Source organism: Nonomuraea sp. NPDC003709, from assembly GCF_040610775.1.
In the GTDB taxonomy this organism is placed as follows: domain Bacteria; phylum Actinomycetota; class Actinomycetes; order Streptosporangiales; family Streptosporangiaceae; genus Nonomuraea; species Nonomuraea angiospora_A.
On the sequence record NZ_JBEXMW010000022.1, the window covers coordinates 23,274 to 36,691 of the forward strand.

Sequence of the window (13,418 nt, forward strand, 5' to 3'; positions counted from 1 at the left end):
CGGTCGCGGCTTTAGTGTGGTCGGCGTGTTAATTGAGACGCTCGGACCCGTTCTGGTCGCCAACCGAGGGGAGATCGCGCGGCGGGTCATCCGCACGGTCCAGCGGCTGGGGCTGCGTGCCATCGCCGTCCACTCGGAGGCCGACGGCGACCTGCCGTTCGTACGGGAGGCCGACGAGGCCGTGCTGATCGGTCCGGCCGACCCCGCGCAGAGCTACCTCGACGCCGACAAGGTGCTGGCGGCGGCCCGCGCGACCGGCGCCAAGGCGATCCACCCGGGTTACGGGTTCCTCGCGGAGAACGTCGCGTTCGCCAGGGCCGTGATCGACGCCGGGCTGGTGTGGATCGGTCCCGCGCCCGAGGCCATCGACAAGATGGGCGACAAGATCAACGCCCGGAACCTCATGGAGAAGGCCGGCGTGCCGGTCGCCGCGGGCACCCGCGAGCCGGTCACCGACCTGTCGCTGGCGCTCAAGGCCGCCGACGCCATCGGCTACCCGGTCATGGTCAAGACCGCGGGCGGCGGCGGTGGCATCGGCATGAGCGTGGCCCACGACGACGAGGGCCTGGCCAAGGCGTTCGAGCAGGCGGCCAGGGCGGCCGCCAGGTTCTCGGGCGACGCGCTCGACGGGCCGGCCGTGCTGCTCGAGCGCTACATCGAGCGGGCCCGCCACGTCGAGGTGCAGATCCTCGGCCTGCCCGACGGCAGGGTCGTGGCCCTGGGCGAGCGCGACTGCTCGGTGCAGCGCCGCCACCAGAAGGTCGTCGAGGAGTCGCCGTCCCCGGGCATCACCCCCGAGCTGCGCGAGCGCATGCTGGCCGCCGCCGTGCGCGCCGGCGAGGCCGTCGGCTACCTCGGCGCGGGCACCGTCGAGTGTCTGGTCGACGCCGACCAGCAGGACTTCGTGTTCCTGGAGATGAACACCCGGCTGCAGGTGGAGCACCCGGTCACGGAGCTGGTCACCGGGCTCGACCTGGTCGAGCTGCAGCTGCGGGTCGCGGCCGGCGAGAGCCCCGAGGTGCGGCCCGCGACCACCGGGCACGCGATCGAGTTCAGGGTCTACGCGGAGGATCCCCAGCGGTTCTTCCCCGGCCCTGGCACGATCACCGCATGGGTGGAGCCGGACGGAGCGGGCGTACGCGTCGACTCCGGTTACGCGGCGGGCAACACGGTCACCCCGTTCTACGACCCGCTGCTGGCCAAGCTCTGCGTCCACGGCGAGACCCGCGCCGACGCGCTGGAGAAGGGGCGCAAGGCGGTGGACGCGTTCGTCGTCGAAGGGCCCAAGAACAATCTGCCGTTCTGCGCGGAGCTGCTGGACAACGCGGAGTTTGTCACTGGTGTCTACGACACTGGTCTGGTTGGGCGGATGCGGGCCTAAGGTGAGTACATTGATGACAGAGGGGAGTTCCGGTGGCTGAGGTACGCGCGGAGATGGTCGCGAACGTCTGGAAGGTCGTCGTCAAGGAGGGCGACACCGTCTCCGACGGCGACACGCTGGTCATCCTCGAGTCCATGAAGATGGAGATCCCGGTGCTCGCCGAGGAAGAGGGCGTCGTGGCGCAGCTCAAGGTGGCCGAGGGCGACGTGATCCAGGAAGGCGATCTGATCGCCGTCATCCAATAGCAGGTCGCCGTGTTCTAGCCAGGAACTTGGCGCGGTCGACGACGATGCGCTCGATGGTGCCGCGGCCCACGACGGCGTGTTTGTCGTGGGCCTCGAAGGCGAAGACCAGCCGCCGCCCGTCGACCTCGGTGAGCTCGACGCCGATCTGCACGTGCGTGCCCAGCGGGCTGGCGGCCAGGTGTTCGAGCTCGACCCTGGTGCCGACCGACGTCTCGCCCGGCGCGAGGTGCTTGTCCAGGGCCTGTACGGTCGCCGCTTCGGCCAGCGCGAGCAGCCGCGGCGTGGCGAGCACCGGCACGTCCCCGCTGCCGACCTTCTTCGCGGTGTCCTCCACCTCGACCATGATGAGCAACTGGGCGCGCAGACCCGGAGCGAGCGTCATGGGGTCAGCCTACGGTGGTCGCACCTGTCCAACGGGTCAGCTGACTTCCCGGAAACGCGGACAAGTGCGGGCATAAGGCCCCAGGATAGGGTGTGGTACGGCTTAAGACATTTGAGTGGCATGTGAAACAGGTGGGTCGTACACTCTCTGAGTTCCGTGACCACTGTGTGACCTGTCCGCGACGAAAGTTCGCTTTGTTGGAGAGCCGCGGGGTGCAAGAGGTTACTGGTTTAGGGGGGTAACGGGGGAGTCATGGTGGCCCAAGGAACGACGCTGGCGGGGCGGTATCGGCTGGACACCCGCATCGGCGCCGGCGGCATGGGCGAGGTGTGGCGCGGAGAGGACATCGTCCTGGCCCGCACCGTCGCCGTCAAGGTGCTGCTTCCCGGTCGTACGCAGGACCCCGGGTTCGTCGCTCGCTTTCAGGGGGAAGCACGGGCGATGGCCACGATCAACCACGGCGGCGTCGTCGACGTCTACGACTACGGCATCAGCGGCGACACCGTCTACCTGGTCATGAAGTTCGTCGACGGCGAGCCGCTCGACCGGCTGCTGGCCAGGCTGGGCAGGATCCCGCCGCAGGCGGCCATGGAGCTGATCGCGCAGGCCGCGTCGGCGCTGCAGGCCGTGCATGATCAGGGGATCGTGCACCGCGACGTCAAGCCGGGCAACCTGCTCGTGCAGCGCGACGGCACGCTGGTGCTGACCGACTTCGGCATCGCCCGCTCCGACCTGGCCAACCGGCTGACCGACGCCGGCATGGTGCTCGGCACGGCCGCCTACTGCGCCCCCGAGCAGGCCGAGGGCGCCCCTGTCACGCCCGCGGTCGACATTTACGCGCTCGGCGTGGTCGCGTACGAGTGCCTGGTGGGGCAGCGGCCGTTCGACGGCGACAGCGCGGTCACGATCGCGCTCAAGCACATCCGCGAGGCCCCGCCGCCGCTGCCCGCCGACATCCCCCAGGCCGTGCGCACGCTGGTCGAGGTCGCGCTGTCGAAGGACCCGGCCAGGCGCTTCCCGACCGCCAGGGCCATGAGCGAGGCGGCCAAGGCCATCGCGAGCGGGCAGGCGCCCGCCCAGATCCCCGAACAGCCGGCGCCGGCCACCGGGGCCACCATGGCGCCGCCGGTGGAGGCGTACCAGACGGGTGCCCATCAGGCGCGCCCCGCCGAAGAGACGACGACCATGGCCGACCGGCGCCCGGGCGGCCGCCGCGCGGCCAAGGCGCCGCGCAGGACCGGGCTCATCGCGGGCATCGCCGTCGCGGCGGTGCTCGGCGCGGGCGCCACCGCGGTCGCGCTGACGGGCATGACCCCCAGCGGGCCCGCCCCGACGAGCACCGCCTCGTCAGTGGCCAACCAGAGCAGTCCCAAGCCCCCCAAGACCAAGCCCCCGAAGACCCACGTGGAGGAGCCGACTCCGGACCCCGAGCCGACGACCGAGAGGCCGAGGCCCGTGGAGACCGAGGAAGCCAAGCCGCCGACGAAGACGCCGACCAAGACGCCCTCCAGCACGCCGAGCGTCACCAAGACGCCGACCAAGACGCCCACGAGCACCCCGACGTCGGACGTCAAGAGGGCACGCGTGCCCAAGGTGGTCGGGATGCCGTTCCTGCAGGCGCAGGAGATGGTCGAGGCGGCGGGCTTCGAGGAGATCATCCCCGATGACCGGACCTCCACCTCCAACGGCATGCGCTGTGGCAAGGTTGTCCGGACCGTGCCGGGTGCTTTGACGGTGCAGGAGGTGACCAAACCGGTCACGCTGGTCATCGTCGACGGCGTCTGCCCGGAGGACAGCACCGGCAGCCCCTCGCCCAGCGCCACGCCGAAGTCGTAGGTCTCATACCCCCGTGGTGCTGCGGGGGTAGGCGACCTGCGGGTCGGTGGCGATGTTCACCATGTACGGGATGCCGGAGTCGAACGCCCTGCGCAGCGCCGGCCCGATCTCCGACGGCTTGGTGACCAGCTCGCCGCCTCCGCCCAGCGCGGTCACGACCTGGTCGTAGCGGCACTGCGGCTGGAGCTCGGCGGCCACGTCGTAGCCGTACAGGAGCTGCATGGGGTGCTTCTCCAGGCCCCAGATGCCGTTGTTGCCGCAGATCATGACGACGGGCAGCTTGTGGCGGACGAGGGTGTCGACGTCCATGAGCGAGAACCCGGCGGCGCCGTCGCCCAGCAGCAGCACCACCTGCGAGGACGGCCTGGCCAGGCGGGCGGCGACGGAGTAGCCCAGGCCGGTGCCGAGGCAGCCGTACGGGCCGGGGTCGAGCCAGTTGCCCGGCTGCTTCGGCTCGACGTACTTGCCCGCGTAGGAGACGAAGTCGCCGCCGTCGCCGATCACCACGGCGTCGTCGGCCAGGACCTTGCCCAGCTCGCCGTACACGCGCATGGGGTGGATCGGGTCGGAGCCGGAGGCCAGCAGCTCGGCGTCGCCCGCGATGGCCGCGGCGGCCGTGTCGGCCAGCTTCGACACCCAGGAGGCGTACGCGTCGGGTTTGACCCCGGCGTCGCCGCAGGCGGTGCCGAGGCTCCAGAACACCACGGACAGGTCGCCCGCGGCGGACGCGACCGGCTGCATGTGGGTGGCCAGCTGGGACGGCGCGTCGGCGATGTGCACGACGCGGGCCAGCGCGTCCTTGCTGCCGAACCAGCCGAAGTTCAGGCGGAAGTCGAGCGGCGTGCCGATCACGATGACCAGGTCGGCCTGCTTGAACGCCAGGCTGCGGGCCCGCGTGACCAGCAGTTCGTGGCCCGAGGGCAGGACGCCGCGGCCCTGGCCGTTGGGGATGACCGGCAGCCGCCACGTCTCGGCGAAGTCGCGGGCGGCCTCCTCGGCCCGGTCCATCCACACGTCGGACCCGTAGACCAGCACGGGCCGCTCGGCCTCGGCCAGCAGCCGCGCGATGGCGGCCAGGTCGTCGGGGTCGGGCTCGAGCGGCGACGGCGTCTGCGTCCGCACCTCGTGCGTGGGCGAGGGGGAGAACAGGTGGTCCATGTAGAAGTCGAGGAAGACCGGGCCACGGTGGGGTGCGACCGCGGTGCGGAAGGCCATCTCGACGTCCTGGCCGATGGACTCGGCGTCGGTCGCGGTGAACGACAGCTTCGTGATCGGCTTGAGCAGCGGCGGGTGGTCCAGCTCCTGGAGAGCGCCGCTGCCCCAGCGCGACTGGGGCGCCCGGCCGCCCATGACGACGACGGGGGAGCCGTTGAAGTGGGCGGTCGCGACGCCGCTGACGCCGTTGGTGATGCCGGGGCCCGCGGTCAGCACGGCCAGGCCCGGTCTTCTGGTCAGCCGGGCGGTCGCCTCGGCGGCGAAGACCGCGCTCTGCTCGTGGCGTACGTCGAGGATGCGCATGTCCTCGTGTACGGCGCCGTCGTAAAGGGGGAAGACGTGCCCTCCCGACAGCGTGAACATGGTCTCGACGCCGTAGGCCTTGGAAACGGCTACAGCGGCGTCACCGGCGTGCTTCGCAGACTCCATGCCGGGAACTTACCAACCAGTCACCAGAGTAAACAGATCTTAAGGATCTTCAGTCGCAGCAGACGGACACCCTGCCCTTCGGCGCCCGTACGACGATCTTCCGCGGTGAGGTGGGGTTCCGAGCGACGTCGACATTGGTGTCGTTCCCCTCCACCGTCACGTCGTAGGCCGTCTTCGGCAGGTCCAGGCTGACGTCGCCCGCCGTCCGCACCACCGCGTTGACGGTCGTGGGGGCGCTGGCGAAGGACAGGTTGACGTCCCCCGAGCCGATCTCCACGTCGGCCGCCCCGACGTCGAGCCCCGTGGCATCGACTCTGCCCGTGCCGCTCCTGGCCCAGAGGGTGCCGGAGAGGTTGTCGACCTGGACATCGCCGGCGACGGAGGACAGGCGGACCTTGCCGAAGAGATCGGTGACGCTGAGCCGGCCGTTGCCCGTGCCGGCCTCGACGTCGGTCTCCGGCGGCACGTAGATCACGTAGTCGGCCCAGCAGACGGGGCCGTCCGGCTGCTCGCCGCCGGGGCAGACGGCGTCGAGCCGCAGGGTGCTGGAACGGACGTCCCAGTCCTCGTTGATGGTCGGCCGGTTCCTCGACCAGCGCAGCGACCTCGCGATGAGCAGTTCGCCCGCCCTGCCCGGCAGGATGCTCAGGTCGACCTGGGTGCCCTTGCCCGCCTTGATGCGTACGTTCTTGTGCTCGAAGGCGATGGACCGCTGCGTGTTCTCCTCCGGCATCCTGGCCCGCGCGACCCCGCGCCAGAGCCCTCCGATGGAGAGCAGCAGGGCGAACGCGGTCGCCACCGCGCCCGCCGCCAGCCAGGCGACTCTCACGGCAGGCTCCTGATCTTGAGGAATTGCAGGACGGCGAGCACGCGCCGGTGGTCGCCCTCGGCCGGCGACAGGTCGAGCTTGCTGAAGATGTTGCCGATGTGCTTGCCGACCGCCCCTTCGCTGAGCACCAGGGACTGGCCGATGCCGGCGTTGGAACGGCCCTCGGCCATCAGCTGGAGCACCTCGTGCTCCCTGGGAGTGAGCCGTTCGAGCGGGTCGCTGTTGCCGCGCAGCAGGAGCTGGGCCACGACCTCGGGGTCGAGCGCGGTGCCGCCGGCGGCCACCCTGCGCAGCGCGTCGATGAACTCCGCCACGTCCGCCACCCGGTCCTTGAGCAGGTAGCCGACCCCGCCCGTCGCGGCCGAGGCGAGGAGCTGGGCGGCGTAGCGCTCCTCGACGTACTGCGACAGCACCAGGACGGCCAGGCCCGGCTGCTGGCGGCGCAGCACGAGCGCGGCCCGCAGGCCCTCGTCGGTGTGCGTGGGCGGCATCCTGACGTCCGTGATGACCAGCTCGGGCTTGTGCTCCGCGGCGGCCCGCAGCAGCCCCTCGGCCTCGTCCACGGCCGCCACCACCTCCATGCCGGAGGCGTCCAGGAGCCTGATCAGCCCCTCGCGCAGCAGCACGGAATCCTCCGCGAGCACTACTCGCACGGCAGGTCCACCTCGATCGTCGTAGGGCCGCCCAACGGGCTGGACAGCCGGAGCGACCCGTCCACCGCGTCGATCCGCTGGGCCAGGCCGCGCAGCCCCGTACCGCCGTCCAGCCGGGCTCCGCCGCAGCCGTCGTCGTACACGAGCACGTACAGGCGCTCGCGCTCGCGCCGCACGCTCACCTCGGCCTTGGTGGCCGCCGCGTGCTTGGCGATGTTGGTCAGTGCTTCGGACACGATGAAGAACGCCACCGCCTCGATGGTCGGAGTGGCACGCCGCTCGATGTCGACGTGGAGTTTCACGGGGAAGGGCGCGCGGGCGGCCACGCCGGACAGCGCCGCGTCCAGGCCCTGGTCGTTCAGGACGGCCGGATGCAGGCCCCGTACGAAGTCGCGCAGCTCCTTGAGCGCCTGCTTGGCCTCCTCGTGCGCCTGCGCGATGGCCTCGCGGGCCGGTTCGGGCAGGTCGGTCAGGGTGGCCCTGGCCAGGCCGAGGTTCATGGCGAGGGAGACGAGCCGCTGCTGGGCGCCGTCGTGCAGGTCGCGCTCGATCCGGCGGCGCTCGGCGTCGGCCGCGTCGATCACCCCGGCCCGGCTCTCCGTCAGCGTCTCGATCCGCTGGCCGAGCTCCGAACGGCTGGGCCCGAGCAGCGTACGCGCCACCGACAGGTCCAGCGCCGCCATGCCGCGCGCCAGCACCGGCGCGAGCAGCAGGAGCACGAGTCCGATCGCTATGTAGATCGCCACGACCCTGCTGTCCCTGAGGTCGAACTCCTCGAACTCCATCGGCGGCGGCTGCAACTTCTGCGGCAGGAACGACAGCAACCCCACGATCGCCCCTCCCCACGCCACCGCCACCAGCACCGCGGCCGCGAACCCCACGAACGGCGACAGCAGGTGATAACTGATCTGCCGCCACGTGGCCGGGCTGCGCCAGCTGCTCGGGGAGCGTACGGGCGGGATGTGCGCGCCCAGGAACGCCTCGAACCTGGACCGCTGCACCCTCGTGAACCGCGGCACGCTCCGCATCAGCAGGGGCGGCCACACGGCCAGGACGAGCGTCAGCCCGCCGAGCAGCACTGCGACCGGGAGACCGATCATCACGTGGGCCGTGTCGAGCCACGCCCGCGCCGACCACGGACGGGGGACTTTCATGGCTCAACGGTATTGAGCAGCGGGTGAGACGCGAAATAGCCCTGGTGTGCTGATGAATGGTGGGGTTTTCCCCACCCTCAGAGCGTCGCCTTGAATCCGGCAGGATCGAACGATCCCCCCAACATCACGCCCAACCCTCTCCGCGCCACCTCGGCGAACTCCTCCCCGCCCATCCCCCCGGCCCCTTCGGGCAGCACCCCGGCCAGCGGCCGCGCGGCCAGCATCTCCAGGTCGCACACACAGCTCCGCTCGACGATCCCGGGCTCGTCGGGCCAGCGCCCGATGACGATCCCCGTCGGTTCGAGCCCCCTGTTCGCCATCGCCTCCAGGGTGAGCGCGGTGTGGTTCACCGCCCCCCGGCCGGGCCGGACCACGACGAGCACCTGCGCGCTCAGGGCCCGGGCGAGGTCCCCGATGGTCCCGCCGTCCTCGTCGAAGCGCTCCAGCAATCCTCCGGTGCCCTCCACGACCACCATCCGGTTGCTCTCGGCGAGCTCCCGTACGAGCTGCCCCACCTCGGCCAGCGACACGGGCGGCACCCCGGCGACGCGGGCGGCGGCGGCGGGCGGCAGCGGCTCGGCGAACCGCCGCGCCTCGAAGGTCGTGCCGACCCCGGACATCCGGATCACCTGATCCACGTCCCCGGCCTCTTCGGGTGCGACCCCGGTCTGCGCGACCTTCACCACGGCCACGGAGGCCCCCCGCCGCCTGGCCAACACCGCCAGCGCCGCCGTCACGACGGTCTTGCCCACGCCGGTATCGGTGCCGGTGATGACGATGACGCTCATGTCACCAGCCTATGAGCATCACCGTAAGAGATCACGGCTGATCACGGCCGGACCGGCGTGGTCAGGGGCGCCGCAGGCGGGTGACGAACTTGTACCGGTCGCCGCGGTAGAGGGATTGGGCCCACTCGACGGGGTTGCCGTCGGCGTCGAAGGCGTGGCGGGTGAGGAGGAGCATGGGGAGTCCGACGTCGACGCCGAGGGCCTTGGCGTCGTACGGGGTGGCCAGGACGGTCTCGATGATCTCCTCGGCGTCCGTGAGCCGGACGTTGTAGGCGTTGTGCAGCGTCTCGTACAGGGACGCGTGCACCTCCAGCTCCCGTCGCAGCCGGGGGAAGCGGCGCGCGGACAGGTGGGTGGTGTCGATGGAGACGGGCTCGCCGTTGGCCAGCCGGAGGCGGTGGATGCGCAGCACGCGGCCGCCCGGGTTGATGGCCAGGCGCCTGGCCAGGGCCTCGTCGGCGGTGATGTAGCCGATCTCGAGTATTTTGGTGTCCGGCTCCAGGCCCGCCGTGCGCAGGTCGCCGATGTACGAGGTGAGCTGCAGCACCTGCGCCACCTTCGGCTGGGCCACGAAGGTGCCCTTGCCCTGGATCCGCAGCAGCCGGCCCTCCACCACGAGCTCGGTCAGCGCCTGCCTGACCGTGGTGCGGGAGGTCTCGAACCGGACGGCGAGCGTGCGCTCCGGCGGCAGTGCCGCGCCGGCGGGCAGGGTCTTCGTGAGCTCGAGCAGGCTGCGTTTGACGTCGTAGTACTTGGGCACGCGGGGGCTGTCGTCTGTCACGCTCTCACCTTCACTTCTGCCACGGCGGTGAAGGCGTGTCTGATCACCGCGAGATCATCGGAACTCACATCAGCCCGAGCGGTCAACCGCGGGCTGTGGCGGCCGACCGGCACCGGACGGGCACGGTAGCCGGCTCGCACGGATCCGGGCAGCTCAGGCTGATTGTGAAGGATATCCACAGCGGCGAGCGCGATCGCAACCGAGGCCGGTCCGTGATCCGTGTCGGGGTGGAGCCACCTGCCCGTGTCGATCACCTCCGACTCGTCCCGTCTGCGGTTCGAGCAGCTCTCATGGTGTGACGGTTCTCACAATATGAGATTCCCGATATGTCGAGTTTGGTGCACGATGCCGTATATGCCGTCACTGTGCGAACGAGCGGGTGTGCGGCCGTGCCATGCGGAGTCCTGCCCGCGTATCCGGGCGCGCATTCAGCCAGGGAGCCGGTTTGGTTGTTGCGGGGAAAAGCACGCATGATGCACCTGTGCCGACTCTCAGCGACCTCGTAGCCCGCCACACCGCCCTCGACGAGGCGGATCTCGACTGGCTGCACTCGCTGGTCTCCGACTGGCAGCTGCTGGCCGACCTGTCGTTCGCCGATCTCATCCTGTGGGCGCCGCTGCTGGGGGAGAGCGGCTGGATCGCGATCGCGCAGATGCGACCGACCACCGGCCCCACCGTCTACCACGACGACATCGTCGGCAGCGTCGCCGCCAAGGGAGAGCGCCACCTCATCGACACCGCCTGGAACGAGCGGCGCATCTGCCGCGAGGGCGATCCCGACTGGTCCACGGGCGTCCCCGTGCGCGAGGAGACCATCCCCGTGCGGCGGACCGTCGAGGGCGGCGAGGGCCGCTTCCTGGCGGTGATCCAGCGCTCCACGAACCTCTCCTCCGCCCGCACCCCGTCGCGCCTGGAGCTGACCTACCTCCAGAGCGCCTCCGACCTGGCGCAGATGGTGGCCGAGGGCCGGTTCCCGTTCTCGGGCGAGGAGCCGATCCTGGTGCGCTCGCCGCGCGTCGGCGACGGCCTGCTGCGGCTCGACCGGGCCGGGCGCGTCACGTACGCCTCGCCGAACGCCCTGTCCGCCTACCGGCGGCTCGGCCTGCACGCCGACCTGGTCGGGGCCGAGCTGGGCCGGGTCACCGCGACGCTCTGCTACTCCGACGAGCCGATCAACGAAGATCTCATGATCGTGGCCAGCGGGCGCGCGGCCAAGGAGACCGAGGTCGAGTCGGGCGGCACGATCGTGCAGCTCAGAGCCATTCCGCTGATCGTCGGCGGCGGCCGCATCGGCGCGCTCGTGCTCATCAGGGACGTGACCGAGCTGCGGCGCCGCGAGCGCGAGCTGATGACCAAGGACGCCACGATCCGCGAGATCCACCACCGGGTGAAGAACAACCTGCAGACCGTGGCCGCGCTGCTCCGCCTGCAGGCCAGGCGGCTGCAGGTGCCGGAGGGCCGGGAGGCGCTGGAGGAGGCGGTGCGCCGGGTCGGGTCGATCGCGATCGTGCACGAGACGCTGTCCCACGCGCCCGAGGAGTTCGTGGACTTCGACGAGATCGCCGACCGGGTGTTCGCGATGGCGGGGGAGGTGTCGGCCGCGGAGGTGGCCGTCACGCCGCGCCGCGTCGGGGGCTTCGGCGTGCTGCCTTCGCTCATCGCCACGCCGCTGGCCATGGCGCTGACCGAGCTGTTGCAGAACGCGATGCAGCACGGGCGGCCCAAGCGGCTCGAAGTGGTGGTCGAGCCCGAGCCCGACCGGCTCAACGTCACGGTGTGGGACGACGGCCGCGGGCTTCCGGCCGGCTTCGACCTCGACACTTCCACCAGCCTGGGGCTGCAGATCGTCCGCACGCTGGTCGAAGGGGAGCTTTCCGGCCGGCTGTCCATCGAGCCGCGGCTCGAAGGGGGTACGGAGGTCACGCTGTCGATCCCGCTCCCGGCGGCCTGATCCCGGTTCGTACGCGTCCGTCGGGGTTCGACGGGAGTACGAGGGCTCGGCGCGTCGGGTGCGGGCATGTCGAACGGCGGCGGTGCGTCGGCCGGGGTGACGGCTTGGGCGCTGGCGCGTCCGGCGGGTGGCGCGGCGGCCGGCGGCGACGCATCGGGGCGAGGAGGGTGCGGCGGCGCGCGAGCCGATCGGGGCTCGGGCGACGCGGGGTCAGATGGTGGTGGAGATCAGATGGCGGTGGCGGGTCAGGCGGTGAGGCGGGCGCGGTGGCGAGCGGTGCGGCGCTTGAGAGCGCGGCGCTCGTCCTCGCTGAGGCCGCCCCAGACGCCGGCGTCCTGCCCGGACTCCAGCGCCCACTTCAGGCAGGCTTCGACGGCCGAGCAGGAACGGCAGACCTGCTTGGCTTCTTCGATCTGCATGAGTGCCGGGCCGGTGTTGCCGATCGGGAAGAACAGCTCGGGGTCCACGTCACGGCAGGCAGCTCGGTGGCGCCAGTCCATGCGTCCACTCCTTAGTAGATGGAGCCTCTGGTCGGCTCCGTGCGGCTACTACTTTGTGAAGAGTTTCACTAACTCGCGCGAACAAAACCCGGACCTGTGGGGACCGGGATCGTCCGCTGACACTCGGAGAACCTTGGGGTTGTTAAAGGTCCTACGTTCCGACGTCAGTCTTGAGACTGTCAGCCACGCTGAGTGCACGCAAGAGGGTTGACGGGAAGTTTTGGGTGTTATGGCTGTCGGATGCGTCACACAATGACCGAATGTAACCACCTAGACCAAAACTTGTAACGCGTTCGGTGTAGACCGGAATGTTACGGTTTCGTATTCGCCCAGGTAGTCCCCGTCCAGCTGGAAGGCCACGGGGCGTTCCGCGGTGAGCGTGAACTCGGCCTCGTCATGGAGCTGTACGAGGTGCCGGCCACCCGGAAGGGCGTCACTCTCCGTGAGAATCTGTCGGATCACTGACGCCATGGACATCGGTCCCATCCGGCGCAGCCCGAGAAGATCGAGCCCGGTCTCAAAGCTCGCCCACGGGGTCGGGTGCACGGGCCTGGTGCCGACGTACGTCCATGGAGAGGTGTTGGAGATGATCGCCATGAACAGCCCGCGGGCCGTCGGGATCCCCGGACCGGTCAGGGTCATCGCTGGATGCCGTTTGTCCGTGGCCAGATAGTGCCGTAGAGCGGTGTTCACGTACCGTGTAGGCGTTGCTTTGCGGCCGGTTCCCCTGAGGCCTTCCACGGCCCGTACAACCTCTGCGTCGTACCCCATGCCCGAGCAGAAGGTGAAGTAGCGGCTCTGGCCTTCCCATAGGGCCTGTCCCAAACCCACGGTCCTGCGCCGGCCGTCCCTGAGCGCCTCCAGCACCGCCCCCGTGGACTCCACCGGGTCGTTCGGCAGCCCCAGCGCGCGGGCGAACACGTTCGCGCTGCCCCCGGGGATGACGACGAGCGCGGGCCGGCCCTCGCTGCCGGGCGGGACGTCGCCGCCGTTCACCGGGTTGAGCAGGCCGTTCACGGTCTCGTTGATCGTCCCGTCGCCGCCGAGCACCGCCACGACGTCGTATCCCTTGGCCCGCGCGGTGGCGGCCAGCGCCGCGGCGTGCCCGCGGTAGCGGGTCTCCTCCACCGCCAGCTCCACGGCCGCGCCGAGCGCGCGGATCAGCACGTCACGCGTACGGGCGTTCGTGGTGGTGGCCTTGGGATTCACCAAGAGCATGGCGCGCATATCGCCAGCGTATCCGCTGGACTTGTGGGCGTTATCGGCCGAACGTC

The 13,418-nt window shown here is 70.5% G+C and carries 14 protein-coding genes; 4 read left to right on the forward strand and 10 right to left on the reverse strand.

The features are described 5' to 3' along the window. Window positions 1-25 precede the first annotated feature (25 nt). Both ABZX61_RS47695 and ABZX61_RS47700 read left to right on the forward strand, forming a co-directional pair. Entirely contained in the window at window positions 26-1,381 is a 1,356-nt protein-coding gene (locus tag ABZX61_RS47695; RefSeq protein ID WP_355205095.1) for a biotin carboxylase N-terminal domain-containing protein, read from the forward strand. Window positions 1,382-1,413: 32 nt separating this feature from the next. Beyond that, window positions 1,414-1,626 (forward strand): biotin/lipoyl-binding carrier protein, encoded by a 213-nt coding sequence (locus ABZX61_RS47700; protein ID WP_192787829.1) that lies wholly within the window; start codon window positions 1,414-1,416, stop codon window positions 1,624-1,626. On the opposite strand, the gene ABZX61_RS47705 is transcribed toward ABZX61_RS47700, so the two are convergent. Continuing rightward, window positions 1,616-2,008 (reverse strand): thioesterase family protein, encoded by a 393-nt coding sequence (locus ABZX61_RS47705; RefSeq protein WP_355205098.1) that lies wholly within the window; start codon window positions 2,006-2,008, stop codon window positions 1,616-1,618. The two genes, ABZX61_RS47700 and ABZX61_RS47705, sit on opposite strands and share 11 nt — an antisense overlap. A gap of 252 nt (window positions 2,009-2,260) precedes the next feature. Between ABZX61_RS47705 and ABZX61_RS47710 the strand changes: the two genes are divergently transcribed. Next, the gene (locus tag ABZX61_RS47710; protein ID WP_355205100.1) at window positions 2,261-3,844 is read left to right on the forward strand and encodes a serine/threonine protein kinase; all 1,584 of its coding nucleotides are present in this window, start codon (window positions 2,261-2,263) and stop codon (window positions 3,842-3,844) included. Window positions 3,845-3,847: 3 nt separating this feature from the next. On the opposite strand, the gene ABZX61_RS47715 is transcribed toward ABZX61_RS47710, so the two are convergent. The 7 genes from ABZX61_RS47715 to ABZX61_RS47745 form a co-directional block, all read right to left on the reverse strand. Further along, complete coding sequence (locus ABZX61_RS47715; RefSeq protein WP_355205102.1) at window positions 3,848-5,488, reverse strand: acetolactate synthase; 1,641 nt, start codon at window positions 5,486-5,488, stop codon at window positions 3,848-3,850. Window positions 5,489-5,537: 49 nt separating this feature from the next. Next, window positions 5,538-6,317 carry a DUF4097 family beta strand repeat-containing protein gene (locus ABZX61_RS47720; protein WP_355205105.1) on the reverse strand — a complete coding sequence of 260 codons (780 nt, stop codon included), beginning with the start codon at window positions 6,315-6,317 and terminating at the stop codon, window positions 5,538-5,540. Further along, on the reverse strand, window positions 6,314-6,970 hold the full coding sequence (locus tag ABZX61_RS47725; protein ID WP_350729282.1) for a response regulator transcription factor: 657 nt from the start codon (window positions 6,968-6,970) through the stop codon (window positions 6,314-6,316). The genes ABZX61_RS47720 and ABZX61_RS47725 overlap by 4 nt, the downstream gene beginning before the upstream one ends. Next, on the reverse strand, window positions 6,961-8,124 hold the full coding sequence (locus ABZX61_RS47730; RefSeq protein WP_355205108.1) for a histidine kinase: 1,164 nt from the start codon (window positions 8,122-8,124) through the stop codon (window positions 6,961-6,963). Before ABZX61_RS47730 ends, ABZX61_RS47725 begins: the two co-directional genes overlap by 10 nt. 77 nt (window positions 8,125-8,201) lie before the next feature. After that, a complete protein-coding gene (bioD, locus tag ABZX61_RS47735) occupies window positions 8,202-8,912 on the reverse strand; it encodes a dethiobiotin synthase (protein WP_355205111.1) in 711 nt (236 codons plus the stop codon). Between the two features lie 61 nt (window positions 8,913-8,973). Then, window positions 8,974-9,693 (reverse strand): GntR family transcriptional regulator, encoded by a 720-nt coding sequence (locus ABZX61_RS47740; RefSeq protein WP_350729287.1) that lies wholly within the window; start codon window positions 9,691-9,693, stop codon window positions 8,974-8,976. Then, window positions 9,690-9,947 (reverse strand): hypothetical protein, encoded by a 258-nt coding sequence (locus tag ABZX61_RS47745; RefSeq protein ID WP_355205114.1) that lies wholly within the window; start codon window positions 9,945-9,947, stop codon window positions 9,690-9,692. The genes ABZX61_RS47740 and ABZX61_RS47745 overlap by 4 nt, the downstream gene beginning before the upstream one ends. Window positions 9,948-10,174: 227 nt before the next feature. Between ABZX61_RS47745 and ABZX61_RS47750 the strand changes: the two genes are divergently transcribed. Then, on the forward strand, window positions 10,175-11,644 hold the full coding sequence (locus ABZX61_RS47750) for a histidine kinase N-terminal domain-containing protein (RefSeq protein WP_350729291.1): 1,470 nt from the start codon (window positions 10,175-10,177) through the stop codon (window positions 11,642-11,644). 245 nt (window positions 11,645-11,889) lie between these two features. Here the strand turns inward: ABZX61_RS47750 and ABZX61_RS47755 are convergent, their stop codons facing one another. Next, entirely contained in the window at window positions 11,890-12,144 is a 255-nt protein-coding gene (locus tag ABZX61_RS47755; protein ID WP_185068358.1) for a WhiB family transcriptional regulator, read from the reverse strand. A 270-nt stretch (window positions 12,145-12,414) separates the two neighbouring features. Next, on the reverse strand, window positions 12,415-13,371 hold the full coding sequence (locus ABZX61_RS47760; RefSeq protein ID WP_350729293.1) for a diacylglycerol kinase family protein: 957 nt from the start codon (window positions 13,369-13,371) through the stop codon (window positions 12,415-12,417). Window positions 13,372-13,418: the final 47 nt, after the last annotated feature.

Coding starts and splice junctions, on each gene's coding strand:
- ABZX61_RS47705 (WP_355205098.1), bottom strand. CDS start 2,008: ATGACGCTCGCTCCGGGTCTGCGCGCCCAGTTGCTCATCATGGTCGAG.
- ABZX61_RS47710 (WP_355205100.1), top strand. CDS start 2,261: ATGGTGGCCCAAGGAACGACGCTGGCGGGGCGGTATCGGCTGGACACC.
- ABZX61_RS47715 (WP_355205102.1), bottom strand. CDS start 5,488: ATGGAGTCTGCGAAGCACGCCGGTGACGCCGCTGTAGCCGTTTCCAAG.
- ABZX61_RS47730 (WP_355205108.1), bottom strand. CDS start 8,124: ATGAAAGTCCCCCGTCCGTGGTCGGCGCGGGCGTGGCTCGACACGGCC.
- bioD (WP_355205111.1), bottom strand. CDS start 8,912: ATGAGCGTCATCGTCATCACCGGCACCGATACCGGCGTGGGCAAGACC.
- ABZX61_RS47755 (WP_185068358.1), bottom strand. CDS start 12,144: ATGGACTGGCGCCACCGAGCTGCCTGCCGTGACGTGGACCCCGAGCTG.
- ABZX61_RS47760 (WP_350729293.1), bottom strand. CDS start 13,371: ATGCGCGCCATGCTCTTGGTGAATCCCAAGGCCACCACCACGAACGCC.